This is a genomic window from Paracoccus acridae (genome assembly GCF_014642735.1).
Lineage (GTDB): Bacteria > Pseudomonadota > Alphaproteobacteria > Rhodobacterales > Rhodobacteraceae > Paracoccus > Paracoccus acridae.
This window is the reverse complement of the sequence record NZ_BMIV01000001.1, coordinates 340268-362440: the sequence shown is the minus strand read 5'-3', so window position 1 is coordinate 362440 and position 22173 is coordinate 340268. Positions and strand designations below refer to the sequence as shown.

23 protein-coding genes are annotated in these 22173 nt (G+C 68.1%); 5 read left to right on the top strand and 18 right to left on the bottom strand.

Going from position 1 to position 22173, the window contains the following annotated elements; genetic code table 11:
- Positions 1–78: 78 nt before the first annotated feature.
- From IEX25_RS01845 to IEX25_RS01825, 5 genes are all read left to right on the top strand, one after another.
- Complete coding sequence (locus IEX25_RS01845) at positions 79–807, top strand: DUF1428 domain-containing protein (RefSeq protein WP_188713793.1); 729 nt, start codon at positions 79–81, stop codon at positions 805–807.
- Positions 807–1595, top strand: a complete 789-nt coding sequence (locus IEX25_RS01840) for a VOC family protein (RefSeq protein ID WP_188713792.1) — start codon at positions 807–809, stop codon at positions 1593–1595. The genes IEX25_RS01845 and IEX25_RS01840 overlap by 1 nt, the downstream gene beginning before the upstream one ends.
- A 162-nt stretch (positions 1596–1757) precedes the next feature.
- Positions 1758–2228 carry a glutathione S-transferase family protein gene (locus IEX25_RS01835; protein WP_229664992.1) on the top strand — a complete coding sequence of 157 codons (471 nt, stop codon included), beginning with the start codon at positions 1758–1760 and terminating at the stop codon, positions 2226–2228.
- A 72-nt stretch (positions 2229–2300) separates the two neighbouring features.
- Positions 2301–5390: a valine--tRNA ligase gene (locus IEX25_RS01830; RefSeq protein ID WP_188713791.1), complete on the top strand. Its 3090-nt coding sequence runs from the start codon at positions 2301–2303 to the stop codon at positions 5388–5390.
- Positions 5391–5452: 62 nt separating this feature from the next.
- Positions 5453–5776: a DnaJ family domain-containing protein gene (locus tag IEX25_RS01825; protein ID WP_188713790.1), complete on the top strand. Its 324-nt coding sequence runs from the start codon at positions 5453–5455 to the stop codon at positions 5774–5776.
- Here IEX25_RS01825 and IEX25_RS01820 read toward each other — a convergent pair.
- The 18 genes from IEX25_RS01820 to IEX25_RS01735 all read right to left on the bottom strand — a co-directional run bounded on the left by IEX25_RS01820 (position 5763) and on the right by IEX25_RS01735 (position 22151).
- Positions 5763–6866 carry a pyridoxal phosphate-dependent aminotransferase gene (locus tag IEX25_RS01820; protein ID WP_188713789.1) on the bottom strand — a complete coding sequence of 368 codons (1104 nt, stop codon included), beginning with the start codon at positions 6864–6866 and terminating at the stop codon, positions 5763–5765. The genes IEX25_RS01825 and IEX25_RS01820 overlap by 14 nt on opposite strands.
- Positions 6866–7102 (bottom strand): Lrp/AsnC ligand binding domain-containing protein, encoded by a 237-nt coding sequence (locus IEX25_RS01815; protein WP_103171752.1) that lies wholly within the window; start codon positions 7100–7102, stop codon positions 6866–6868. Before IEX25_RS01815 ends, IEX25_RS01820 begins: the two co-directional genes overlap by 1 nt.
- 30 nt (positions 7103–7132) lie before the next feature.
- Complete coding sequence (locus IEX25_RS01810; RefSeq protein WP_188713788.1) at positions 7133–8503, bottom strand: MATE family efflux transporter; 1371 nt, start codon at positions 8501–8503, stop codon at positions 7133–7135.
- Between the two features lie 78 nt (positions 8504–8581).
- The gene (locus IEX25_RS01805; RefSeq protein WP_188713787.1) at positions 8582–8929 is read right to left on the bottom strand and encodes a hypothetical protein; all 348 of its coding nucleotides are present in this window, start codon (positions 8927–8929) and stop codon (positions 8582–8584) included.
- Position 8930: 1 nt separating this feature from the next.
- Positions 8931–9899: a DnaJ C-terminal domain-containing protein gene (locus IEX25_RS01800; RefSeq protein WP_308421422.1), complete on the bottom strand. Its 969-nt coding sequence runs from the start codon at positions 9897–9899 to the stop codon at positions 8931–8933.
- A 25-nt stretch (positions 9900–9924) separates the two neighbouring features.
- Entirely contained in the window at positions 9925–10983 is a 1059-nt protein-coding gene (locus IEX25_RS01795; protein ID WP_188713786.1) for an aldo/keto reductase, read from the bottom strand.
- Positions 10984–11043: 60 nt separating this feature from the next.
- On the bottom strand, positions 11044–11796 hold the full coding sequence (locus tag IEX25_RS01790; RefSeq protein WP_188713785.1) for an ABC transporter ATP-binding protein: 753 nt from the start codon (positions 11794–11796) through the stop codon (positions 11044–11046).
- A 43-nt stretch (positions 11797–11839) separates the two neighbouring features.
- Entirely contained in the window at positions 11840–12718 is an 879-nt protein-coding gene (locus IEX25_RS01785; protein WP_188713784.1) for an ABC transporter ATP-binding protein, read from the bottom strand.
- Positions 12715–13635 (bottom strand): nickel transporter permease, encoded by a 921-nt coding sequence (gene nikC / locus IEX25_RS01780; protein WP_188713783.1) that lies wholly within the window; start codon positions 13633–13635, stop codon positions 12715–12717. Before nikC ends, IEX25_RS01785 begins: the two co-directional genes overlap by 4 nt.
- Positions 13632–14624, bottom strand: coding sequence for an ABC transporter permease (locus tag IEX25_RS01775; RefSeq protein ID WP_268236120.1), 993 nt, complete (start codon positions 14622–14624; stop codon positions 13632–13634). The genes nikC and IEX25_RS01775 overlap by 4 nt, the downstream gene beginning before the upstream one ends.
- Before the next feature lie 114 nt (positions 14625–14738).
- Positions 14739–16337, bottom strand: coding sequence for an ABC transporter substrate-binding protein (locus IEX25_RS01770; RefSeq protein WP_188713782.1), 1599 nt, complete (start codon positions 16335–16337; stop codon positions 14739–14741).
- A 93-nt stretch (positions 16338–16430) separates the two neighbouring features.
- Positions 16431–17591 (bottom strand): BatD family protein, encoded by a 1161-nt coding sequence (locus IEX25_RS01765; protein ID WP_188713781.1) that lies wholly within the window; start codon positions 17589–17591, stop codon positions 16431–16433.
- On the bottom strand, positions 17585–18199 hold the full coding sequence (locus tag IEX25_RS01760) for a hypothetical protein (protein WP_188713780.1): 615 nt from the start codon (positions 18197–18199) through the stop codon (positions 17585–17587). The genes IEX25_RS01765 and IEX25_RS01760 overlap by 7 nt, the downstream gene beginning before the upstream one ends.
- Entirely contained in the window at positions 18196–19098 is a 903-nt protein-coding gene (locus IEX25_RS01755) for a vWA domain-containing protein (protein ID WP_188713779.1), read from the bottom strand. The genes IEX25_RS01760 and IEX25_RS01755 overlap by 4 nt, the downstream gene beginning before the upstream one ends.
- Positions 19086–20033 carry a VWA domain-containing protein gene (locus IEX25_RS01750; RefSeq protein WP_188713778.1) on the bottom strand — a complete coding sequence of 316 codons (948 nt, stop codon included), beginning with the start codon at positions 20031–20033 and terminating at the stop codon, positions 19086–19088. Before IEX25_RS01750 ends, IEX25_RS01755 begins: the two co-directional genes overlap by 13 nt.
- Positions 20030–20368 (bottom strand): hypothetical protein, encoded by a 339-nt coding sequence (locus IEX25_RS01745; protein WP_188713777.1) that lies wholly within the window; start codon positions 20366–20368, stop codon positions 20030–20032. Before IEX25_RS01745 ends, IEX25_RS01750 begins: the two co-directional genes overlap by 4 nt.
- Positions 20365–21198 (bottom strand): DUF58 domain-containing protein, encoded by an 834-nt coding sequence (locus tag IEX25_RS01740; protein WP_229664991.1) that lies wholly within the window; start codon positions 21196–21198, stop codon positions 20365–20367. Before IEX25_RS01740 ends, IEX25_RS01745 begins: the two co-directional genes overlap by 4 nt.
- Entirely contained in the window at positions 21192–22151 is a 960-nt protein-coding gene (locus IEX25_RS01735; protein ID WP_188713776.1) for an AAA family ATPase, read from the bottom strand. The genes IEX25_RS01740 and IEX25_RS01735 overlap by 7 nt, the downstream gene beginning before the upstream one ends.
- Positions 22152–22173: the final 22 nt, after the last annotated feature.

Here is a 22173-nt window from a genome sequence, read left to right as displayed (position 1 = left end):
AGTATCAGTTGCTTTTTCATACTGCAACTGACAGGCTGCGACTCATCTGCCCCAAGGGGCTGAACGGGAGGGAATGTCATGACCTATGTTTCGGGTTTCGTCGCAGCGGTCCCCCAGTCGAACAGGGACGCCTTCATCGCCCATGCCAAGGCCGGCTGGCCCTGGTTCCAGAAACGCGGCGCCTTGCGCATGGTCGAATGTCTGGGCACGGACGTGAAGCACGGCAAGCAGACCGATTTCTATCGCGCGACCCAGGCCAGGGACGACGAGGTGCCGCTGTTTTCCTGGGTCGAATGGCCCGACAAGGAAACCTGCGATGCCGCCTGGGCCAGCATGGAAGGCGGCGACGACCTGCACGAGATGCCAGAGATGCCCTTCGACGGCGCGCGCATGTTCTGGGGCGGATTCGCGCCCATCGTCCAGGTGGGCGAAAGCAGGCCCGGCAGCTATGTCCAGGGCTTCGTCCTGGCCGCGCCCGAGGGCCGGAAGCAGGCCTATATCGACATGGCCAACGGCGCGACCGAGATGTTCCGGCGCATGGGCGCGACCTATCAGGTCGAATGCTGGGGCGAGGACGTGCCCCATGGCAAGCAGACCGACTTCTATCGCGCCACCCAGGCCCAGGATGGCGAGGTGCCGCTGTTTTCCTGGATCGAATGGCCCGACCGCGAGACCTGCGACGAGGCCAGCCGCAAGATGGAGGCCGAGATGGCCGACATGGACATGCCGGACATGCCCTTCGACGGAATGCGGATGTTCTGGGGCGGCTTCACGCCCGTCTTCGACAGCAAGACGGGGGGCCGCTGATGCCCCGCCTGCATGGCCATCCCGTCTGGTTCGAGTTGACCACCGCCAAGGACCAGCTTGCCCAGGCGGAAGATTTCTACGCCCGCGTCCTGGGCTGGCAGATCGGCGACAGCGGGATGGAGGGTTTTGCCTATCACCTTGCGCGTGCCGAGGATCAATTGGTGGCGGGCCTGATGGAGATCCCCGACGGCATGGACGGGATGCCGCCGAACTGGACCCTGTATCTGGGGACCGAGGACGCCGATGCCACGGCCCGCGACATTCGCGCGGCAGGCGGCCGGATCCATGTCGAACCGACCGACATTCCCGGCACCGGCCGCTTCGCCGTGGCCTCGGACCCGCAGGGCGCGGCCTTCGGCATCCTGGCCCCCCTGCCGATGAAAGACGGGAACGAGACGCGCGCCTTCGACCAGCAGAAGGCAGGCCACGGCAACTGGACCGAACTGATGTCCACCGATCCTGTCGCGGGCTTCGACTTCTATGCCCGCGTCTTCGGCTGGCGGAAATCGCAGGCGATGGACATGGGGCCGATGGGCACATACCAGCTTTTCAGCCATGATGGCGCGGATATCGGCGGCATGATGGGGCTGGGCAATGCGCCGCGGCCCGTCTGGCTGGTCTATTTCGGCGTGAACGGCGTGGATGCGGCCACCCGGCGCATCCGGGACGGGGGCGGCAGCGTCCAGCATGGTCCGACCCCGGTCCCGGGCGGCGCCCATATCGCCGTCGCCACCGATCCGCAGGGCGCGTGGTTCGCCGTGGTCGGCCCGCTGGAGGAGACGCCATGACCCTGGTGCTGACCACCTATGACTGGGTGCCCGATTTCCCCCGCGGCTTCGTGCGCGACATCCGCGTGCGCTGGCTGCTGGAGGAACTGGGGCGGCCTTATGCCGTCGAAACCGTGCCGCTGAAGGATCGCACGGCCGATCACCCATCAGCCGTTCCACCAGGTGCCCTTTATCCGCGATGGCGACCTGACCTTGTTCGAATCCGGCGCGATCCTGCTGCACCTGGCGGAAGGCACGGCCTTGATGCCCGCCGCGCAGCGACCCCATGTCCAGCAATGGCTGATCGCCGCGCTGAACAGCGTCGAGCCCTTCATCATGGCCTGGATCCTGGCCAGGTTCTTCGACAAGGATGACGCCCATGCCGCCCGTCGCGAACCCCTGGTGCGGCAGCGGCTTGCCCAAGTGCAGGCCGCCCTTGGCGACCGGCCCTGGCTGACCAGCAAGGATTTCACCGTGGCCGACCTGCTGATGGCCGACATCCTGCGCCTTCCGGCGCAGAACGGGTTGCTGGACGACCTGCACCAGCTTGCGGCCTATGTCGAACGCGCCACGGACCGGCCCGCCTTCCGCAAGGCCTTGGCCTCTCAGATGGCGCATTGGCGCGCGGCGGACGGCGCAAGGGCCGCCGGATAAGGCTGCACCGCCTCTCTTGGCCTTTGTCCCCTCTTTCGCTAATCCATCCCCAAGCGAAGGGGATCTGCCGACATGAGCATGGACAAAAGCTTTGACGCCAAGGCCGCCGAGGCGCGGATCAGCGCCCAGTGGGAACGGGCGAACGCATTCGCCGCCGGGGCCAATGCCCGACGGTCCGAAACATTCACCGTGATGATCCCGCCGCCGAACGTCACCGGCAGCCTGCATATCGGCCACGCCTTCAACAACACGCTGCAGGACATCCTGGTCCGCTGGCACCGGATGCGCGGCTTCGACACGCTGTGGCAGCCCGGCCAGGACCATGCGGGCATCGCCACCCAGATGGTCGTGGAACGCCAGATGGCGCAGCGCCAGGAACCCGACCGTCGCAGCATCGGGCGCGAGGCCTTTACCGCCAAGATCTGGGACTGGAAGCGGGAATCCGGCGACACGATCATCAACCAGTTGAAGCGCCTGGGCGCATCCTGCGACTGGTCGCGCAACGCCTTCACCATGTCGGGCGCGCCCGGCGCCCCTGCGGGCGAGGAAGGCAATTTCCACGACGCTGTGATCCGGGTCTTTCTGGACCTTTACGACAAGGGCATCATCTATCGCGGCAAGCGGCTGGTGAACTGGGATCCGCATTTCGAGACCGCGATCAGCGATCTCGAGGTCGAGAACCGAGAGGTTCCGGGCCACATGTGGCATTTCAAATACCCGTTGGCGGGGGGCGAGACCTATGAATATGTCGAACGCGACGCGGACGGGAACGTCACCCTGCGCGAGACGCGCGACTATATCAGCATCGCCACGACGCGGCCCGAAACCATGCTGGGCGACGGCGCGGTGGCCGTCCACCCCGACGACGCGCGCTATGCCCCCATCGTCGGCAAGCTGTGCGAGATCCCCGTGGGGCCGCGCGAACACCGCCGCCTGATCCCGATCATCACCGACGAATACCCCGACCCGAACTTCGGATCCGGCGCGGTCAAGATCACCGGGGCGCATGACTTCAACGACTATGGCGTGGCGACGCGCAACAACATCCCGCTTTATGCGCTGATGGACACCAAGGGCGCGATGCGCGCCGATGGGCTGTCCTATGCCGACAGCGCCGCCATCGCGACCCGCGCCGCGCGGGGCGAGGATGTGGGCGACGTGTCGGACGTGAACCTGGTCCCCGAGGATCTGCGCGGCCTGGACCGGTACGAGGCGCGGCGCCAGGTTGTTGACCAGATCAACGCCGAAGGTCTTGCCGTCACCTATCTGCACAAGGAAATCGACAAGGAAACCGGGGCAGAGCATCTGGAACGCCGCCCCGTGGTCGAGGCGAAGCCCATCATGCAGCCCTTCGGCGACCGGTCCGGCGTGGTGATCGAGCCGATGCTGACCGACCAGTGGTTCGTCGATACTGCCCGGATCGTCGGCCCGGCCCTTGATGCGGTGCGCGACGGCCGGACCCGCATCCTGCCCGAGCAGCACCGGAAGGTCTATTTCAACTGGCTGGAAAACATCGAGCCCTGGACCATCAGCCGCCAGCTTTGGTGGGGCCACCAGATCCCGGTGTGGTATGGTCTCGACCTGTCGCTTGAAGGCCAGGTCGATGACGATCGCGACGGCGAACTGGACGACGTGGAAATCTTCGCGCTACTGGAAGAAGGCCTGGTCCATCGCGGCGAAATCCAGCAGGCGGCGGCGAATTTCACCGATGTCGCGGAACGGTTCCGCGACGCCATCGCCGGTCTGCCGCAACCGCTGGAAATCGCCCGCATCGTCGAATGCACGGACCGCGAGGCCGCCATCGACGCCTTCGCGCGTGGTCTGGCCGATTACAACCTGACCCAGGATCCGACCCGGCTGGTCTATCCGGTCTGGCGCGACCCGGACGTGCTGGACACCTGGTTTTCCTCGGGCCTGTGGCCGCTGGGCACGCTGGGATGGCCCGAGGACACGCCGGAACTGCGCCGGTATTTCCCGACCGATGTTCTCGTCACCGGCTTCGACATCATCTTCTTCTGGGTCGCCCGGATGATGATGATGCAGCTTGAGGTCGCGGGTGACGTGCCCTTCCGCACCGTTTATGTCCACGGACTTGTCCGGGACGAAAAGGGCGCGAAGATGTCGAAGTCGAAAGGCAACGTCATCGATCCCCTGTCGCTGATCGACGAATACGGCGCCGACGCGCTGCGCATGACACTGACCGGCATGGCCGCGATGGGTCGCGACCCCAAGCTGGGGCCGAAGCATGTCGAGGGCGCGCGCAACTTCGTCACCAAGATCTGGAACGCGACGCGCTTTGCCGAGATGAACGGCGTGCGCGGCGGCGGCGCCCTGCCCCAGCCCAGCCACACCGTGAATCGCTGGATCATCGGCGAGGTCGCGCGCATCCGCCTTGCCACCGACGAGGCGCTGACAAGCTATCGCTTCAATGACGCGGCGAACGGGCTTTACGCCTTTGTCTGGGGCAAGGTCTGCGACTGGTATGTGGAATTCGCCAAGCCCCTGTTCGACGGCGAGTATGCCGACGAAACCCGCGCCACGATGGGCTGGGTGCTGGACCAGTGCTATCTGCTCTTGCACCCGATCATGCCCTTCGTGACCGAGGAACTGTGGTCCCTAACCGGGGATCGGTCGAAGATGCTGGTCCATGGCGACTGGCCCGACTATGGCGCCGAACTGATCGACGCGGATGCCGACCGCCAGATGAACTGGGTGATTTCGCTGATCGAGGCGGTGCGCTCCGCCCGTGCCCAGATGGGCGTTCCGGCAGGCGCCAAGCTGGACCTGATCGTGACCGAGGCCGATGCCGCCGCACGCGCGGCGCTGACCGCCAATGGGCCGCTGATCGAGCGTCTGGCCCGTGTCAACGCGCCGATCGATGGCGTGGCGGGAAAGGGCATGATTGCGGTCGCAGCGCAGGGGGCCAGCTTTGCCCTGCCCATCGGCGACGTGATCGACGTTTCGGCCGAAACCGCGCGTCTGCAGAAGGCCGTCGGCAAGACCGAAAAGGACGCAGACGGTCTGCGCAAGCGGCTTGGCAATCCCAAGTTTGTTGAGAACGCCGAACCTGAAGTGATCGAGGAAACCCGCGACAAGCTTGCGGCGCTTGACGACGACATCGCGCGTCTGAAGGCGGCCTTGGTGCAGTTGGCCGCGATGTGACAATACGCCTCGGCCCCCGGTGCTGGGCCGGGGACCGAAACAAGGCTTCAGGGGGTGCCGGGATGGGCTGGCTGGACCGGATCGCCGAACGGATGATGCTGAAGGCCAGGGCCGAGGGGAAGCTTTCGGGCCTTGAAGGCGAGGGAAAGCCCCTGCCCGACCGCCCGGCGGGCGAGGACGGCACCGCGGTGGGCTTTCGCATCATGGCCCAAGCCGGTGTCCTGCCCGAGGAGATCGTGCTGAAAAAGCAGGTTATCGCCGCGCAGGAACGCCTGGCCAGCCTGCCGGAAGGTCCCGAACGCACGGCCCTTCTGGCCGAGATCGCGCGGCTTCAGATGCGCCAGGCCATCGCCGAGGAAGCCCGGCGCCGCTTCATGCGCGACTGACCGTCGCGATGGCCCGGGGCAAGGCCTCGGCCAGGCTGTCCAGTTCGGCGTCGGGCGCACAGCTGATGCGGATGCAGCGGTTCAGGGGCGCTGTGCCGGGCATCCGGATGAACACGCCCTGGGCCGCAAGCGCATCCACAAGGCCACGGGCGAAGGCGCCGTCGCGACCCGTATCGACGGCCACGAAATTGGTGGCCGAAGGCAGCGCCGTCATGCCGTTGTCCCCGGCAATGGCGCCGATCCGGGCGCGGGCGGTCGCCACCTGCGCTACGGTCCGGGCCAGCCAGTCACGGTCCTGCAAGGCGGCAAGCGCGCCTGCCTGGCCGATGCGGTTCACGCCGAAATGGTTGCGAACCCGGTCGAAGGCGGCGATCAGGTCCGGGTGGCCGATGGCATAGCCCACCCGTGCCCCCGCCATGCCATAGGCCTTGGAAAAGGTCCGCATCCGGATCACGCGCGGATCGTCGGCGGCGATGTCCGGGATGGCATCGGCCGGGGCGAATTCGGCATAGGCCTCGTCCAGGATCAGCAGCGCGCCTTCGGGCAGATCGTCCAGCATCGCCCGGATCACCGTGCCCTGGTGCCAGCTTCCCATGGGGTTGTCGGGATTGGCCAGATACACCAGACGCGCCCCCACCTGCCGGGCGCGGTCCAGGAGGGCCTGTGGATCCTCGGCGTCGTTTCGGTATGGCACCTTGTCCAGGCTGCCACCGAAGCCCGCGACGTGGAAGTTGAAGGTCGGGTATGCCCCGTCCGAGGTGACGACCACGTCGCCCGGCGCGACGGTCAGTCGCACCAGCAGGCCCAGCAACCCGTCGATCCCCTCGCCCACCACGATGTTTTCCGGCCGGACGCCGTGATGGGTGGCAAGGGCCTGGATCAGGTCGTGGCTGGTCGGGTCGCCGTATTTCCAGATCTCGCCCGCAGCCGCCTGCATCGCGGCAAGGGCGCGCGGGCTTGGGCCGAAGCCGTTTTCATTGGCGCCAAGACGGGCGGCGAAGGGGCGGCCGGACTGGCGTTCCAGGGTTTCCGGCCCGACAAAGGGAACGGTGGCGGGCAGGCCCGCCGGGATCGGGGCAAGGCGGATCATCAGAAGGCGCGAAAGGTCATGGTGGTCAGCGTGCGGCTGATATGGGGGATGTCGAACAGCCTGTCCGACAGGAAGCGGCCCACATCCTCGTCTTCCGGGATATAGACCTTGGCGATCAGGTCGTAATCGCCCGAGGTGGAATACAGTTCACTGACCACTTCGCGGTCATAGATGGCCTCGGCGACCTGATAGGTCTTGCCGGGCTCGCAGCGGAACTGGACGAAGACGGGTCGCATGGGCAGTCTCCTTTTGCAATCGGGCGCAGGTTAGACCGCGGTGGCGGGACGGGTCCAGACCCCGCGCGCGTGTCCCTGCCAGAACCGCGCCAGCAGCAGCGCGGCGGCCAGTGTCAGCCCCGCGCAAAGTCCCAGCCACAGCCCGGCGGGGCCGAAGCCCAGCGGAAAGGCCAGCCCCCAGGCGACGGGCATTCCCACCACCCAATAGCTGAAGCCCGCGATCATCATCGGCACGCGCGTGTCGTGGACGCCCCGCAGGAAGCCCAGGGCCAGCACCTGCAGCGCGTCGGCAAGCTGGAACAGGGCAGCGAAGAACAGCAGGCCCGCGCCGATGCGGATGATGGCTTCGGCCTGGGGATCGGCGGGGTCCAGATACAGCCGCACCAGCGGCACGGCGGCGGTCAGGAACAGCACGATGGTCAAGCAGGCAAAGGCCAGCGACATCCAGGTGACGGTCATGGCCGCGTCGCGCATGAAGGCGGGATCGTTGCGCCCCTTGGCCTGGCCCACGCGGATCGTCGCGGCATTGGACAGGCCTAGATGCGCCATGAAGGCGATCGAGGTGATCTGCAGCGCGATCCCGTGCGCTGCCAGCTGCTGCGTGCCGATCCAGCCCATCATGATGTTCGATCCGACGAACAACCCGCCCTCGGCCACCATGGTCAGGCCGATGGGCAGCCCGATCGAGGCCACGCGGCGCAGCGCCGACCAGTCGGGCCGCCACAGGCGCTGGAACAGGTTGTACTTGCGCGCCATCGGCAGCCAGGCCGCATAGGTCACCAGCAGGACCAATTGCAGGCACTGCACCGTCAGGCTGGCGATGGCCGCACCCGCGACGCCCAGTTCCGGCGCCCCCAGGTTGCCGAAGATCAGGACCCAGTTCAGCGCGACATTCACCGGCAGGCCCGCCAGCGTCACCCACATCACCACCTGCGTCCGCTCCATCGCCGCAAGATAGGAGTTCAGCGTCAACTGGCACAGGACGACCGCCAGGCCCCAGCCGGCGATGCGCAGATATTCCTGGGCATAGGCCGCGACGACCGGGGATTGCCCCAGCGCGGACAGGATCGGTTCGGAAAACCACATCAAGGGCATGACCGCCAGACCGAAGCCGCTGGACAGCCACAGGGCCATTCGGGTCTCGCGCCGCACCTCGGTCTCGTCGCCGCGGGCGATGGCGGTGGCGATCAGGCCCAGGACGCCGGTGCCGAACCCCATGCCCAGGAAGAACAGGATGTGGAAAAAGGACGTGGCGATGACCAGGCCCGCCAGGGCCTCGACCCCGTACCAGCCGACCATCACCGTATCGCCCACGCCGATGGCCATGCGCGCCAGATGGCTGCCGATCAGCGGCAGGCCCAGCGACAGGGTCGCGGCGATATGGGGCAGGTAGCGGGACATGGGACTGCCTTAGCGCGGCCAGATGTCATGCACAATCTGCAAGATCGACGGGCAGTTTATCGGCGGCGTTGAAACACCTCAGCCCCTGCCCGTCACCCTGATGCTGCGGACATGGGTCATGATGCGGCCGCGCACCTCGTCGGGTTCGGTCGCGACGGCCTGGATCAGCGCGCGCATGTCGCCGCGCGCGGTGTTCAACTGGTCGATCAACGACATGACCATGGCCAGCGCATCGTCGGGCAGGTCATAAACCTCGGACAGGTCGCAGAGCAGTTGCAGCCGGGCCAGATCCGCCTCGCTGAAGGCCTGGCCCTGGGGGGTCTGCAGGGGGGTCACGACGCGGGCGGCCACGAAGGATCGCAGCCGGGCGGGGTTCAGGTCGTCCAGGATCGCCACCACCTCGGTTTCCGAGAAATGACGGGTCATGTCACTTGCCCCCCATCTTCATGCCTGCGCGCGGATCATGGGGATGGTTCTTGCGCCATTCCTGGAAAAAGCGGGCCAGATCGTCGTCCACCTTGGGCGGCATCACGATCTTCAGTTCCACCTGCTGGTCGCCCCCGTTGATGCCGCGCCCGCGCAGCCGCAGCTTTTGACCGCTGGTGGCGCCCTTGGGGATGGTCAGGTTGACCGGCCCGTCGATGGTCGGGACCGCGACCTTGCCGCCCAAGACAGCCTCGTCCAAGCTGATCGGCAGGGTCAACAGGATGTCGTCGCCCTCGCGCCGGAAATCGGGATGCGGGGCCACGCTGATCGTCAGATAGGCGTCGCCCGGCCCGCCCTCGCCCAGGCCCTGCCCGCCCTTGCCCTTCAGCCGGATGGTCTGGCCGTCGCGGGTGCCCTTGGGGATCGTCACCTCCAGGTCGCCGCCTTCGGGCAGGGTGATACGGGTCTTGCCGCCCTTGGCGGCGGTCAGAAAATCCACCTGCAGCGAGAAACGGTAATCCTGCCCGCGCACATGGAAATCGCGCGGATCCTCGGGGCCACGACCGAAGCCGCCGAAGCCGCCAAAGCCGCGCCGCCCGAACAGGTCGGAAAAAACGCCCGACAGGTCGGGATCGGATTCGAAGCCATAGCTGCGGGCATAGGGGTTGCCCGCCGCCTCGGCATGGTCGCGCCACGGTCGGCGCTGCGCGCGTTCCTGGCCCTGGGCGTCGATCTCCCCGGCGTCGAAACGGCGGCGCTGTTCGGGATCCTTCAGCAGGTCATAGGCGGCGGACGCGGCCTTGAAGCGGGCAGTCGCCGCCGGATCGGGGTTCAGGTCGGGATGATCCGACTTGGCGATCCGGCGATAGGCCTTCTTGATCTCGGCATCGGTCGCCGATTTCGTCAGCCCCAAGGCTTCATACGGATTGCCCGCCATCACCTGTTCCCCCATTTCATCGCCTGTGTTCAAGAAGATAGGGGATGGCGGCGGTTCATCAATAGGGCAGCGGATACTGCTTGTGCAGCCGGTCGATGGCCTTGCGCAGATCGTCGGGCAAGGGCTTGCCCAGACCCGCAAGGAGGTGGTCCAACTGGTCCATCCGCGTGGCCCCGATAATCGGGACGACCTTGAAGGGCCGGGTCAGTTGCCAGGCGATCGCCATGTGGACCCCGTCCCAGCCGTGATCCGCCGCCAGCCTGTGATAGGCTTCGGTCGCGGCGATGGCTTGCGGCGTCTTGCGCCCGCCCAGGTTGCCCTGCCCGCCCGTGGCCTTGTCCACAGCCGCCCGGCTGCCTTCCGGCACCGCGCCGCCGGAATACTTGCCGGTCAGCAGACCCGCGGCCAGCGGGGAATAGGCCAGCAGCGTCACATCCTCGTTCACGGCCGTTTCGGCCAGGTCGGTGTCATAAAGGCGATAAAGCAGCGAATATTCGTTCTGGATCGCTGCCATGCGCGGCGCGTCCAGCCGGTCGGCCATGTCGCACCAGCGGGCCAGGCCCCAGGCGGATTCGTTCGACAGCCCCAGGGCGCGGATCTTGCCCGCCTTCCGGGCATCCGACAGCGCCCCCAGCACATCGGCCATGTGGTCCAGCGTCCGCTGCTTGGATTGCTTCGAGGGATCGTAGGTCCAGTTCTGGCGAAAGGCATAGCTGCCGCGCACCGGCCAGTGCATCTGGTAAAGGTCGATCCTATCCGTCTGCAGCCGCTTCAGCGAGGCGTCAATGGCGGCGGCCACGGTGCCGCCGTCGAAAGGCGCGCCATCGCGGACCATCTGGCTGGGACCGGTGATCTTGGTGGCGATCTCTACCCGGTCGCGATTGCGGCTGCGGGCCAGCCAGTTGCCGAGGATGGTTTCCGTCAGGCCGATGGTTTCGCGCCGGACGGGGTTCACGGGATACATCTCGGCCGTGTCCATGAAGGTGATGCCCGCATCCAGGGCGCGGTCCATCTGGGCATGGCCCTCGGATTCAGGGGTCTGGTTGCCGAAGGTCATGGTTCCAAGGCAGATCTCGCTGACCTCGACATCGCTGCCACCCAGTGTCACGCGCTTCATGGTGCATCCTTTCCTGCTGTCGCGCGCACGTTAGCGATAGCACACAGGGACGCAAGCGGGTCAGGCGCGGGCATAGCCCTGGGACGCGGCGATCAGCTGCCGGGTATAATCCTGGCGCGCGGTGCCCTGGCGCAGGGCGCCAACCTCCATCACCTCGACGATGCGGCCGCCCTGCATGACGGCCAGCCGGTCGCACATATGACCCACCACGGCCAGGTCGTGGCTGACCATCACATAGGTCAGGCCGTGTTCGGCGCGCAGGTCGGCCAGCAGGTTCAGGATTTCCGCCTGCACGCTGACATCCAGCGCGCTGGTGGGTTCGTCCAGCAGCAGCAGGCGCGGCTCGGCGGCAAGCGCGCGGGCGATGGCGACCCGCTGGCGCTGTCCGCCCGACAACTGGTGCGGATAGCGGAAGCGGAAGCCGCGACCCAGGCCCACATCGTCCAGAAGCCGCGCGATGCGGCGGTCGATGTCGTCCATCCCCTGCAGGCGCAACGTTTCCGACAGCACGGCATCGACCGAATGGCGCGGATGCAGACTGGCATAGGGATCCTGGAAAACCATCTGCACGGTCTTATAGAAGGCCCGGTCGCGTCTGCGCGCGGTCAGGGGCCTGCCCGCGACGTTGATGGTGCCGGACCAGGTGTCGATAAGCCCGGCGATGGCGCGCAGGATGGTGGACTTGCCCGACCCGGATTCGCCCACAAGGCCGAAGCTTTCGCCCTGGGCGACGCTGAAGCTGGCGTCCTGCACGGCGTCCACCCGGTCGGGATGGTGGCCGAACCAGACGTTCAGGTGATCGACCGTCAGCATGGGCGGCTCCGGCGGGATTGGGTATTTGGACAACAGAGAAGCATCAGAGGCCACCCGGAAATTCGGTTTCCAGGCTTTCGGTGATCGTGTCGCCGTTGCGCCAGCTGTCCTGGCGCTGCAGGACCGGCAGGCGGCCCACCGGCGCGTCAAGGCGGGGCAGGCTGTTCAGCAGGCCTTGGGTATAAGGGTGGCGGGCCTGGTGCAGGTCGCGTGCGGCCAGCGTCTCCACGATCCGGCCCGCATACATGATCAGCACGCGGTCGCAGAACTGCGCGACCAGGTTCAGGTCGTGGCTGATGAAGATCAGCCCCATGCCCCTGTCGCGGACCAGCCGGTCCATGATGTTCAGAACCTCGGTCCTGACCGACACGTCCAAGGCCGAGGTGGGTTCGTCGGCGATCAGGATCTCGGGGTCGGGGGCCAGCATCATCGCGATCATGATCCGCTGGCCCATGCCGCCCGACACCTCGTGCGGATAGGCGCCCATGACCCGTTCGGGATCGCGAATCTGGACGGCGGCCAGCATGTCCAGCGCCTTTTGCCGGGCGGCGGCCCGGTTGCCGCCCGCGTGCAGGCGATAGGCCTCGACGATCTGGTCGCCGATGGTCATCACCGGGTTCAGGCTGAACTTGGGATCCTGCATGACCATGCTGATCCGCCTGCCCCGGATCTTGCGCATCCGGCGTTCGGGCAGGTTCAGGATCGACTGGCCCTCAAGCGCCATTCGGTCGGCGGTCACGCGCCCGGGCGGGCGGACAAGGCCCAGGATCGCACGGCCCGTCATCGACTTGCCCGACCCGGATTCGCCGACCACGCCCAGCCGTTCGCGGCCCAGGTCGAAGCTGACGCCGCGCACGGCCTCGAATGTGCCCTGGCGAGTGGGGAAGGTCACGCGCAGGTTGCGGACGGACAGCAGCGTCATTCCTTGGCCCCTTTGGGATCCAGGACGTCGCGCAAGCCGTCGCCCAGCAGGTTGAAGGCCATCGAGACGATGAAGATCGCGATCCCCGGCATGGCGGCAACCCACCAGAAATCCAGGATATAGGTCCGCCCGTCGGAAATCATCGCCCCCCATTCCGGCATCGGCGGCTGCGCGCCAAGGCCCAGGAAGCCCAGGCCCGCCGCCGACAGGATGATCCCCGCCATGTCCAACGCGACGCGCACGATCAGCGAGGAAATGCACAGCGGCCAGACATGCCTGATCAGCAGGCGCAGGGGACCCGCCCCCTGCAGGCGCGCGGCGGCGATGAAGTCGGCATTGCGCACGGTCAGCGTCTCGGCCCGTGCAAGGCGGGCATAGGGCGGCCATGCGGTCAGGGCCAGCGCGAGGACCGCGTTGCCGATGCTGGGACCCAGGGCTGCCACGAAGGCCAGGGCCAGGATCAGCTTGGGGAAGGCCAGGAAGATGTCGGTGATCCGCATCAGCACCTGGTCCACCCAGCCGCCCGCGAAACCCGCCACCGTGCCGATGAACAGCCCGATGATCGGCGCGATCAGCGCCACGGTGCCGACGATGAACAGGGTGATCCGCGAGCCGTGGATCAGGCGGGACAGGATGTCCCGGCCAAGCGCGTCGGTGCCCAGCCAGTGTTCGCTGGATGGCGGCTGCAGCCGGTTCGCCAGGTTCTGGGCAAAGGGACTTTGCGGCGCGATCCAGGGGGCCAAGATCGCCATGCCGATCAGCCCGACCAGCACGATCAGCCCCAGCATCGCCAGCTTGTTGCCCCGGAAGGTCAGCCAGCCTTGATAAAGCGCGCCAAGCCGCGCCTGCCTGCGGGTCTGGGGCGCATCCGACAGCAGCCATTCTTTTCGGGATGGGGCGGGTCTGGCCTGGTTCATTTCGACCTCGGGTCGAGGACGCGATACAGGATGTCGCTGAACAGGTTCAGCACCACGAAGCAGGTGCCGACGACCACCGTGCCGCCCAGGACCGCGTTCATGTCGCCCGACAGCAGCGCCTTGGTGATGTATTGGCCCAGGCCCGGCCAACTGAAGATGATCTCGGTCAGGACGGATCCTTCCAGCAGCGACCCGAAGGACAGCGCGATCACGGTGATCAGCGGGATCTGGATGTTGCGGAAGGCGTGGCGCCAGATCACCGCGCGTTCGGACAGGCCCTTGACGCGGGCGGTGGTGATGTATTCGGCCGAAAGCTGTTCCAGCATGAAGCTGCGGGTCATGCGGCTGATATAGGCCAGGCTGAAATAGCCCAAGAGGCTGGCGGGCAGGATGATGTGGGAAAACGCGTCCTTGAAGGCGCCCCAGTCGCCCGCGATCAGCGAATCGACCAGGATCAGTCCGGTCACGGTCGGCACCATCCCGTCATAGATGATCCCCTGCCTCCCCGGCCCCCCGACCCAGCCGAGGATGCCATAGAAGACCAGAAGCCCCATCAGCCCCAGCCAGAAGATCGGCATGGAATAGCCCACAAGCGCCACCACCCGGGCCACCTGGTCGATGATCCCGCCGCGACGCGCGGCGGCGATCACGCCCAGCGGCACGCCGATCAGCACGCCGATCAGGGTGCCCAGGGTCGCTAGTTCGAAGGTGGCGGGAAAGACCCGCTTGATGTCGTCCACGACAAGCTGGCCGGTGGAAATGGACCGGCCGAAATCGCCTGTCAGCACATCGCCCAGATAGCGCACGAATTGCACATACAGCGGCTGGTCCAGCCCCATCGCCTGATAGGCGGCGTCGTATTGCGCCTGGGACGCGCGGTCGCCCACCACCTTCAGCACCGGGTCGATGGGCATGACCCGGCCGATGATGAAGGTGACCAGCAGCAGACCCAGCATGGTCAGGGCCAGCGACAACAGCGTGCCGCCGATGCTGCGCGCGCGGCGGCGACGGGCGGCGGCGCGGTGGTTGGGCGCATCAGAGTTCGGCGCGGGGGGCAAAGCTGTCCCCCGGCCGGCGGCATCGGTGTCGGAAACGGCCAAGCCTTATTCGCCCTTCGTAACCTGCCGATACATGACCGAGGTCACGGACCCGCCGGAATTCCAGTTCTGCACGGTGTCGCGCAGGCCGGTGTTCTCGACCCGTTGGAACAGCGGCACGATGGGGGCCTCGGCCTGATACTGCTTCTGGATGTCGATATACATCTGGGCGCGCTTGTCGGCGTCCTGTTCCAGGGTGGCCGCGACCGTGGCCTCGTTCATCTCGGCCGGGACTTCATAGGCGTTGCGCCAGGCCAGAAGGCCGGTCGCCTGCGCCTCGTCGCTGTTGTCGGGGTTATAGGCGAAGGTCGCGGCATTGGTGTTCGGGTCGGAATAATCCGGCCCCCATTCGCCCAGGAAGATCGGCACGTCGCGGGCACGATAGGCGTCCAGCACCTGCGCACCGGTCATCTGCTGGATTTCCAGCGTCAGGCCTGCCTCGGCCATCGATGCCTGCAGGGCCTGGGCCACGTCCACATATTCGCGCAGGTCGCGGACCTTGGTGGTGATGGTCTTGCCGGACATCCCCGCCTCGTCGATCAGGGCCTTGGCCTTGGCGACGTCATAGGTCCAGGGCATATCCTCCAGCGCGCCCAAGTATCCCTTGGGCAGGAAGGACTGGTGCGGCACGAAGGTGCCCTTGAGGAAGCTGTTCGCGATGCCATCGTAATCGACCAGGTGCTTCATCGCCTCGATGACCTGGGGGTTCGACAGGACCGGATCCTTCTGGTTCAGGCCCATATACAGGATCCGGCCACGCGGTTCGTCCTGGATCTTCACGCCCTCGACCGCGCCTACGGATTCCACGTCGGTCGGCGACAGGTTGCGGGCGGCGTCGATGTCGCCTTGTTCCAGCAGCAGGCGCTGCGCGCTGGATTCGGCGACGTTGCGGACCACCACGCGCTTCATCGCGGGGGCGCCCTGGAAATAATCCTCATAGGCGGTGAACTGCACGGCTTCGTTCGGGCGCCAGCCGGCCAGGACATAGGGGCCTGAACCCGCCTCGTTGGTGTTCAGCCAGGTGTTGCCAAGGTCATCGCCCTGGGCGTTCGCCATGACCGTTTCCTTGTCCACCACGCTGGCGATGTTGGCGGTCAGGCAGTTCAGCACGAAGGTCGGCGCATAGGGCTTGTCCAGGTGCAGCGTCAGGCTGGTGTCGTCGAAGGTGATCTTTTCTTCCACGTTGTCGGCGGTGAAGCCGAACTGGGTCAGGATGAAGGCCGGGGTCTTGTCCAGCTTGACCGCGCGCTGCAGCGACCAGGCGGCATCCTCGGCCCGGACCGGGTTGCCGGAATGGAAGGTCACGCCCTGGCGCATGGTGAAGGTGATGGACATTCCATCCTCGGACACTTCCCAGCTTTCGGCCAGGGACGGCTTGAAGCCCGCTTCCATGTCCAGCGGGTCGAAATCGACCAGGCGGTCATAGGTGTTCTGGTTCACGTCATTGCCCGAGAACTCGAAGCTCTGGGCCGGGTCCAGGCTGATGATGTCGTCGATGGCGGCGGCCACGACCAGCGTGTCGGCGGGCGTTTCCGCCCAGGCCGCAGGCGCGATGGCCAGGGCCGATGCCAGCAGGATCGCGCGCGGGGTCAGAAGATGTTTCATGGTGGTTCCCTGTTTCCCTGGTCCCCGCGTCGGGGCGGGGTTGCATGGCCTGCAGGGTGGCCCAAGGCGGAACGACTGGCAAGTCCCAGGTGGTCAGCCCCGTCGCAATGTCCGGCTGAACGCCGCCAGCCAGCGGCGGGCGTCAAAGCCGGGCGGGGGATCGGGCGCATAAAGCTGTCGGTCCAAGTCGGCCAGGATCGGCGGCGCGGGCTGTCCGCGCCAGCGCAGGTGCCGGTCGGCGGCGTCGCGCAGGGCGGCCAGATCCCCGGCATCGGCTGCCCGGCGCATGGCGCGGGCATGGGGTCCGGGCAGCAGGCGGCGGAGGCGCGTCCTGATCGCCGCCACGGGCAGCAATCCCTGGCCGTGCAGCATCAGGCCCAGCGACGCCGCCATGCCCCCGCCCAAGGCCAGCGCGGCCAAGGGCCAGTTGCGCCAGGCCACCTGGTCGGAGGCGCCGAAGTTCGACCCGAAGCCCGCAAAGCCGAAGGGGATGGGCTTCAGCGGCGCGACCTCGACCTGTCGGTTGTCGGTGTCGAACCAGGGGAAGGCCTGGGCATGAAGGATGGCGGGTTCGCCGGTGCGGGGCCGCAACTGCCATTCCCAGACCACGCGTGCGACCGGTCCCGCCTCGGTCAGGACGGTTTCGCGGGTTTCGGGCTGGCTGAACAGGATCAGCCAGGGTTCGGACAGGTCGGGACGCGCGGGCAGGTGATGGGCCAGGGCGCCGACCGCCTCGATGGTGACGCGGCGGGTCAGGATCTCGTCCTTCTTCAACCGGCCCGGTTCGGCAGAGAGTTCATCGGTCAGTACCAGCCGGCTGGCCGACAAGGGCGGCGTGTTGGCGGGAAAGGGCCTGACCCCCAAGGTGATGGGCGCGGCGGTGACGGTGGTTTCCGCACGCTGGCCGTTGTTCTGCACATAGGTCAGCTTGTGGCTGATCGGGCCGACCTGTATCGCCCCGTCGCGGCGGGGGAACAAGGCGATCCTGCGTTCGAAGATCTGCAACAGCCGCCCGTTCACGCGATCCTTGTGCCAATCGTCCCGCGCGATCTGGATCCAGTCGTAATCGGGTGAATTCGGGAACTGCATGTCCTCGAGCGAGACGGTCAGGTCGTATTCGCCCCGGATCGTCAGTTCGACCATTTCCGACACGACCGGGTTGCCGTGGTCGTGCAGGATCATCAGGCGCGTGTCGCCCTGGGCCAGGACCGCGCCCGCCGTTACCAGCCATGCCAGGATGATGCGGATCACCATGGATCGCCCTCCTCGGGGCGGATCAGGCCCATCTGGGCGCGCCGGTCGAATTCGGCGCGGATGCGCAGCTTCAGGAACTCGCCCGGGTCGTCGGTGATGGCGTCCAGCCATTGGTCGGTCGCGGCCAGGCCCTTGGCGTCCAGCCGCCGTTCCCATTCCGGTCCCGATGCATTGGCCAGAAGATCCGAGATCGGGATATCCCCCGCGTCCAGCCGCCCTGCCCCCTTGATGCGGCCCGGCACGGTGGAATCGCCGCGTTGCGGGGGATACATCGCGGCGACAAGGTCGCGGTTGCGCCGCGCCTGTTCGTCGGCGGGATTGGCAAACAGCATCGCGTCGAAATAGGCGACCGACAGCGGGTAATCCCCAAGGGCCGCCAGCGACAGCCCCCGGTTATAGGTCTGCGTCCGCCCCGCCCGGGCAAAGGCCGCATCCGCGCCCGCATGATCGCCCAGCCGATACAGCGCCACGCCCCGCGCCGCCGGATCGGACAACAGCCAGGCGGCAGGGCGGTCCAGCCCGGCATGCAGGGCCAGCCGCCCCAGCGCGCCGGGCCCCGCGACCGCGAGGGCGGCTAGACCGGCGATTGCGACCAGCAGGGGCCTCATTCCAGCCTCCGCAGCATCACCAGCAGGGCGGGCAGCGCCAGCATCGCCAGCCAAGGTCCAAGGTCGCGGTATTGCAGGGCTTGCAGGACCGGATCGCGGACGGACCCGCCGCTGCGCATCAGCCGCGCCGCCAGCCGGTCCGACTGATCCCAGGACGCGGCCTCACCGCCGCGAAGCAGGCGGTCCAGGGTATCGGGAGCCGGCGGGGGCGGCGCATCCGCCGCGCGCCCGTCCAGCCGCAGGGCCGAGATGCGCACCCCCTGCCCCGCCAGCCGGTCGGCCTCGGCCAGGGCCTGGCTGTCCACCCCGCCGCCGTCGGAAATCAGCACCAGATCGGCGCGGGGCAGCCCGGCCAGCATCTGCGTCGCCATGCCGATGGCCGCCGCCGGGCGGCTGCCCTTGCCGGGCATGGTGTCCGCGTCCAGGACGCCGATCTGCGTCTGCAATGTCGCGATGTCCAGCGTGGGCGCCGATGCGGTGAACGCCTCGCCGCCATAAAGGATCAGCCCGACCGGGCGGCCGGACAACCCCTGCGCCAGCCCCGCAGCGGCGATCTTGGCCTGATCCAGTCCCGCCCCCTGCGCGACCGAGGGCGACAGATCCACCGCCAGCACCACCGCATCCGCCTGCGCCAGCACCGGCGCGTCGGTGCGCGGCAGGGCCGGACCCGCAAGCCCGCAGATCAGCACCGCCAGCGCCAGGGGCACCAGCAGCCGCATCCACAACGGCTGCCGGCCGCCCAGATGCCCCAGCGCCTGCATCGCCCGCAGCATCTCGCGGGGCATCACGCCTTCCCATCCCCCGGCATCGGGTGACCGCGCCAGCCGCATCAGGACCAGCCCCGCCAGCGGCAGCAGCGCCAGCAGCCACCAGGGTCGCAGAAGGATCAGCCCGTCCATCCGCGCCGCCTCCCCGCGATCAGGAACAGGCACAGGGCGGCGACCGTCGCGGGCCAGACCCACAGGGGCTGCCACAGCCGCATCGGCGGGCGGGCCGAAGGGTTCGGCTCCAGCCGGTCCAGGCTTTCCGCCACGGCCTGCAGGTCGTCGGTGCCGCGCACCCGGAAGCTTTCGCCATCCGCCACCTGGGCCACCGCGCGCAGGGTCGCCACATCCACGGCGTCGCGTGATTGGGGCTGATTTTCCAGATCCTCGGGGCCAAGGGCGATGGAATGGACGCGGATGCCGTGGTCATGGGCAAGCCGCGCGGCCTCGATGGCGGGCACGGTCCCCGAGGTGTCCACCCCGTCCGACATCAGCACGATCACCCGCGTGGGCGCATCGCTGCGCGACAGGCGTTTCGCGGCCAGGCCCAGCCCGTCGGATATGGCGGTGCCGCGACCGGAAATGCCGATCTGCGCCTCGGTGATGGCGCGGGCCACGGCATCCACGTCGAAGGTCAGGGGCGCCGCGAAATAGGCGCGTTCGCCAAAGATCACCAAGCCGATCCGGTCGCCCCGCCGCGCGGCGACAAAGGCAGATGCGGTGCGCTTCACCGCCTCCAGCCGGGTGACGGGCTGGTCGTCCAGGAAGAAGTCTTCCTTCAGCATGCTGCCCGACAGATCCATGACCAGCACGATGTCGCGCCCCGATGCCGGGATCACGTCGCTGGCGACCTCGATCCGGGGTCCGGCCAGGGCCAGGACCAGGGCGATCCAGGCCAGCCCTGCCAGCCAGGGACCGCGCCTGCGCACCGCAGGGGCCGGCCGGGCCGCCTGAAGCAGATGCGGCGGCAGGGTCAGCGCGGGCCGGGGCACGTCCAGGGACGGCAGCAGGCGGCGGACGATCAGCGGCAGCGGCAGCAGAAGCAGCAGCCAGGGCCAGGCAAGGCTCATCCCCGGCGGGTCCGGCGCAGGGCGATGCGCTCGATGGCGGCATCGTCGGGGGCGGGGACCGCGCCATAGGCCGCGGCGCGCAGCGGTTCTGGAAGCTTGCCCAGAATGCGGGCGATGGCCAGGATGCGGGCCTCGGGCGCCATGCCGCGCGTGGCACGGATCAGGGCGCGGCGCGACGGCTTGCGGGCCGTCAGCGGCCGCAAGGCCAAGGCCACCAGCAGCCCGGCCAGCAGGCCAAGGCCCAGAAGCGCAAGCCCTTCGCGCCAGCCAAGCACCGCCATGTCCAGCGGCAGGCGCGGCGGCGAAAGCTGGGCCAGCAACTCCTCGCGCGTCATGGCATGACCTCGGTCACGGTGGCGCCCAAGGCGCGCAGGCGGGTCAGGTCGGCGGCAAGATCGGGAACCGCCAGCCGGGCCAGGCGGCTGCGATGCCCGTCGCTGACGGCCAGGGACCGGCCGGGGGGCTGCAACTCGGCCTCGTCCATGATCAGCGCCAGCGTCAGGGACCGGCGACGGGCCAGCGACGCCAGCATCGGCTCGGACCCCTGCCATCCATCGGGGCCGGTGGCGACCAGCACCTGCCCGCCCGAGGGCGACAGCCGCAGGACACGCGCCAGGCCCTCGGCCAGCGGCGGGACCGCCGGGGCCGCCAGCGCCTGGTCGTGCTGGTGGGCCAGGGCCTTGCAGATCGCGGACATGTGCCCGTCCCCGCCCGCGCCCGCGATCTCGCCCGCCCGCCCGCCCGCCAGCACCAGCGCCGCGACCGAACCTCCGCGCGCCGTCACGCGCCAGCCCGCCTGGGCCAGATGCCGCGCGGCACGGACGGACCGAAGCGCCGCGCCCGTGCCCCACAGCATCGGCGCACGGAAGTCCGCCACCAACAGGATCGTGTCGTCGCGATCCTCGTGCAGGCTGCGGATATGGGGATGGCCGGTGCGGGCGGTGGCGGCGGGGTCCAGCCGCCGGGGATCGTCGCCCGCGACATAGGCGCGGATTTCGCGCAGGTCCATCCCCGCACCGGGCGTCCGCGCCGGCACCGCGCCCGCACGGCGGGTCAGCGGGCGGTGCCGGCCCCGGTCGGGGGCCTGATCGCGCAGCGCCAGAAGCTCGGCCGCCGTCAGGCGGATGCCCGGCGCATCGGGCAGTCCGGCAGGCAAGGCTACCACGGGCGCACCTGGCGCAGGATCTCGGCCACGATGCCGCGGGCGGTGCGGCCTTCGCCGCTGGCGGACCAGGCGGGGATCAGGCGGTGCGACAGGGCGTCGGCGGCAAGCGCCTCGGCATCCTCGGGCAACCCGTGGTCGCGGCCGTGCAGCCAGGCGCGGGCGCGGACCCCCGCCGCCAGGGCCAGCGTCCCGCGCGGCGAGACGGGATGTTCCACCCATTCCGCCACCGCGCCGCCGGCCCGCGTCGCCATGACCAGCCGCACGATGAAGTCCTTGAGCGCCGGGGCCAGATGCACGCGCGCGACCTGCGTCCGCGCCTGGGCCAGGTCGGCGGCGCGGATCATGGTGCCCGCCTGCGCGGCCGGGGCGACCGCCTCGGCCTCGACCAGGTCCAGGATCGCGCGCTCGGCCTCGGCCCCCGGCAAGTCCAGCCGCAGGTGCAGAAGGAAGCGGTCCAGCTGCGCCTCGGGCAAGGGGAAGGTGCCTTCGTGCTCGATCGGGTTCTGGGTCGCCACGACCATGAAGGGATCGGGCAAGGGCCGCGTCACGCCGCCGGATGTCACCTGCCCCTCGGCCATGGCCTCCAGCAGGGCGGATTGCACCTTGGGCGGCGCGCGGTTGATTTCGTCCACCAGCACCAGGCTGTGGAAGATCGGGCCGGGGATGAAGTCGAAGCCGCCCGTTTCGGGGCGGAAGACCTGCGTGCCCGTCAGATCCGAGGGCAGAAGGTCCGGCGTGCACTGGATGCGGGCGTGGCTGCCCGGCAGATGCGCCGCAAGCGCCTTGACGGCGCGGGTCTTGGCGATGCCCGGCGGGCCTTCGATCAGGACATGGCCCCCGGCCAAGAGCGCGACCAGCAGGCGTTCCACCAGAACGGCATGCCCGATCAGCGTGGCGCCGATCTCGGACCCCAGGCGGCGGACGGCATGGGTCGGTTCGCTGTGATCGTCCATCGCTTCCTCCCCTCGCGCTGAA

What these genes read in the sequence shown, in the direction of transcription:
- IEX25_RS01830 (WP_188713791.1), top strand. Translation starts at nt 2,301, where the DNA reads ATGAGCATGGACAAAAGCTTTGACGCCAAGGCCGCCGAGGCGCGGATC.
- IEX25_RS01790 (WP_188713785.1), bottom strand. Translation starts at nt 11,796, where the DNA reads ATGCTGACGGTCGATCACCTGAACGTCTGGTTCGGCCACCATCCCGAC.
- IEX25_RS01795 (WP_188713786.1), bottom strand. Translation starts at nt 10,983, where the DNA reads ATGAAGCGCGTGACACTGGGTGGCAGCGATGTCGAGGTCAGCGAGATC.
- IEX25_RS01825 (WP_188713790.1), top strand. Translation starts at nt 5,453, where the DNA reads ATGGGCTGGCTGGACCGGATCGCCGAACGGATGATGCTGAAGGCCAGG.
- nikC (WP_188713783.1), bottom strand. Translation starts at nt 13,635, where the DNA reads ATGAACCAGGCCAGACCCGCCCCATCCCGAAAAGAATGGCTGCTGTCG.
- IEX25_RS01815 (WP_103171752.1), bottom strand. Translation starts at nt 7,102, where the DNA reads ATGCGACCCGTCTTCGTCCAGTTCCGCTGCGAGCCCGGCAAGACCTAT.
- IEX25_RS01820 (WP_188713789.1), bottom strand. Translation starts at nt 6,866, where the DNA reads ATGATCCGCCTTGCCCCGATCCCGGCGGGCCTGCCCGCCACCGTTCCC.
- IEX25_RS01805 (WP_188713787.1), bottom strand. Translation starts at nt 8,929, where the DNA reads ATGACCCGTCATTTCTCGGAAACCGAGGTGGTGGCGATCCTGGACGAC.
- IEX25_RS01755 (WP_188713779.1), bottom strand. Translation starts at nt 19,098, where the DNA reads ATGGACGGGCTGATCCTTCTGCGACCCTGGTGGCTGCTGGCGCTGCTG.
- IEX25_RS01765 (WP_188713781.1), bottom strand. Translation starts at nt 17,591, where the DNA reads ATGGTGATCCGCATCATCCTGGCATGGCTGGTAACGGCGGGCGCGGTC.
- IEX25_RS01785 (WP_188713784.1), bottom strand. Translation starts at nt 12,718, where the DNA reads ATGACGCTGCTGTCCGTCCGCAACCTGCGCGTGACCTTCCCCACTCGC.
- IEX25_RS01845 (WP_188713793.1), top strand. Translation starts at nt 79, where the DNA reads ATGACCTATGTTTCGGGTTTCGTCGCAGCGGTCCCCCAGTCGAACAGG.
- IEX25_RS01840 (WP_188713792.1), top strand. Translation starts at nt 807, where the DNA reads ATGCCCCGCCTGCATGGCCATCCCGTCTGGTTCGAGTTGACCACCGCC.
- IEX25_RS01770 (WP_188713782.1), bottom strand. Translation starts at nt 16,337, where the DNA reads ATGAAACATCTTCTGACCCCGCGCGCGATCCTGCTGGCATCGGCCCTG.
- IEX25_RS01810 (WP_188713788.1), bottom strand. Translation starts at nt 8,503, where the DNA reads ATGTCCCGCTACCTGCCCCATATCGCCGCGACCCTGTCGCTGGGCCTG.
- IEX25_RS01760 (WP_188713780.1), bottom strand. Translation starts at nt 18,199, where the DNA reads ATGAGGCCCCTGCTGGTCGCAATCGCCGGTCTAGCCGCCCTCGCGGTC.
- IEX25_RS01745 (WP_188713777.1), bottom strand. Translation starts at nt 20,368, where the DNA reads ATGACGCGCGAGGAGTTGCTGGCCCAGCTTTCGCCGCCGCGCCTGCCG.
- IEX25_RS01750 (WP_188713778.1), bottom strand. Translation starts at nt 20,033, where the DNA reads ATGAGCCTTGCCTGGCCCTGGCTGCTGCTTCTGCTGCCGCTGCCGCTG.
- IEX25_RS01735 (WP_188713776.1), bottom strand. Translation starts at nt 22,151, where the DNA reads ATGGACGATCACAGCGAACCGACCCATGCCGTCCGCCGCCTGGGGTCC.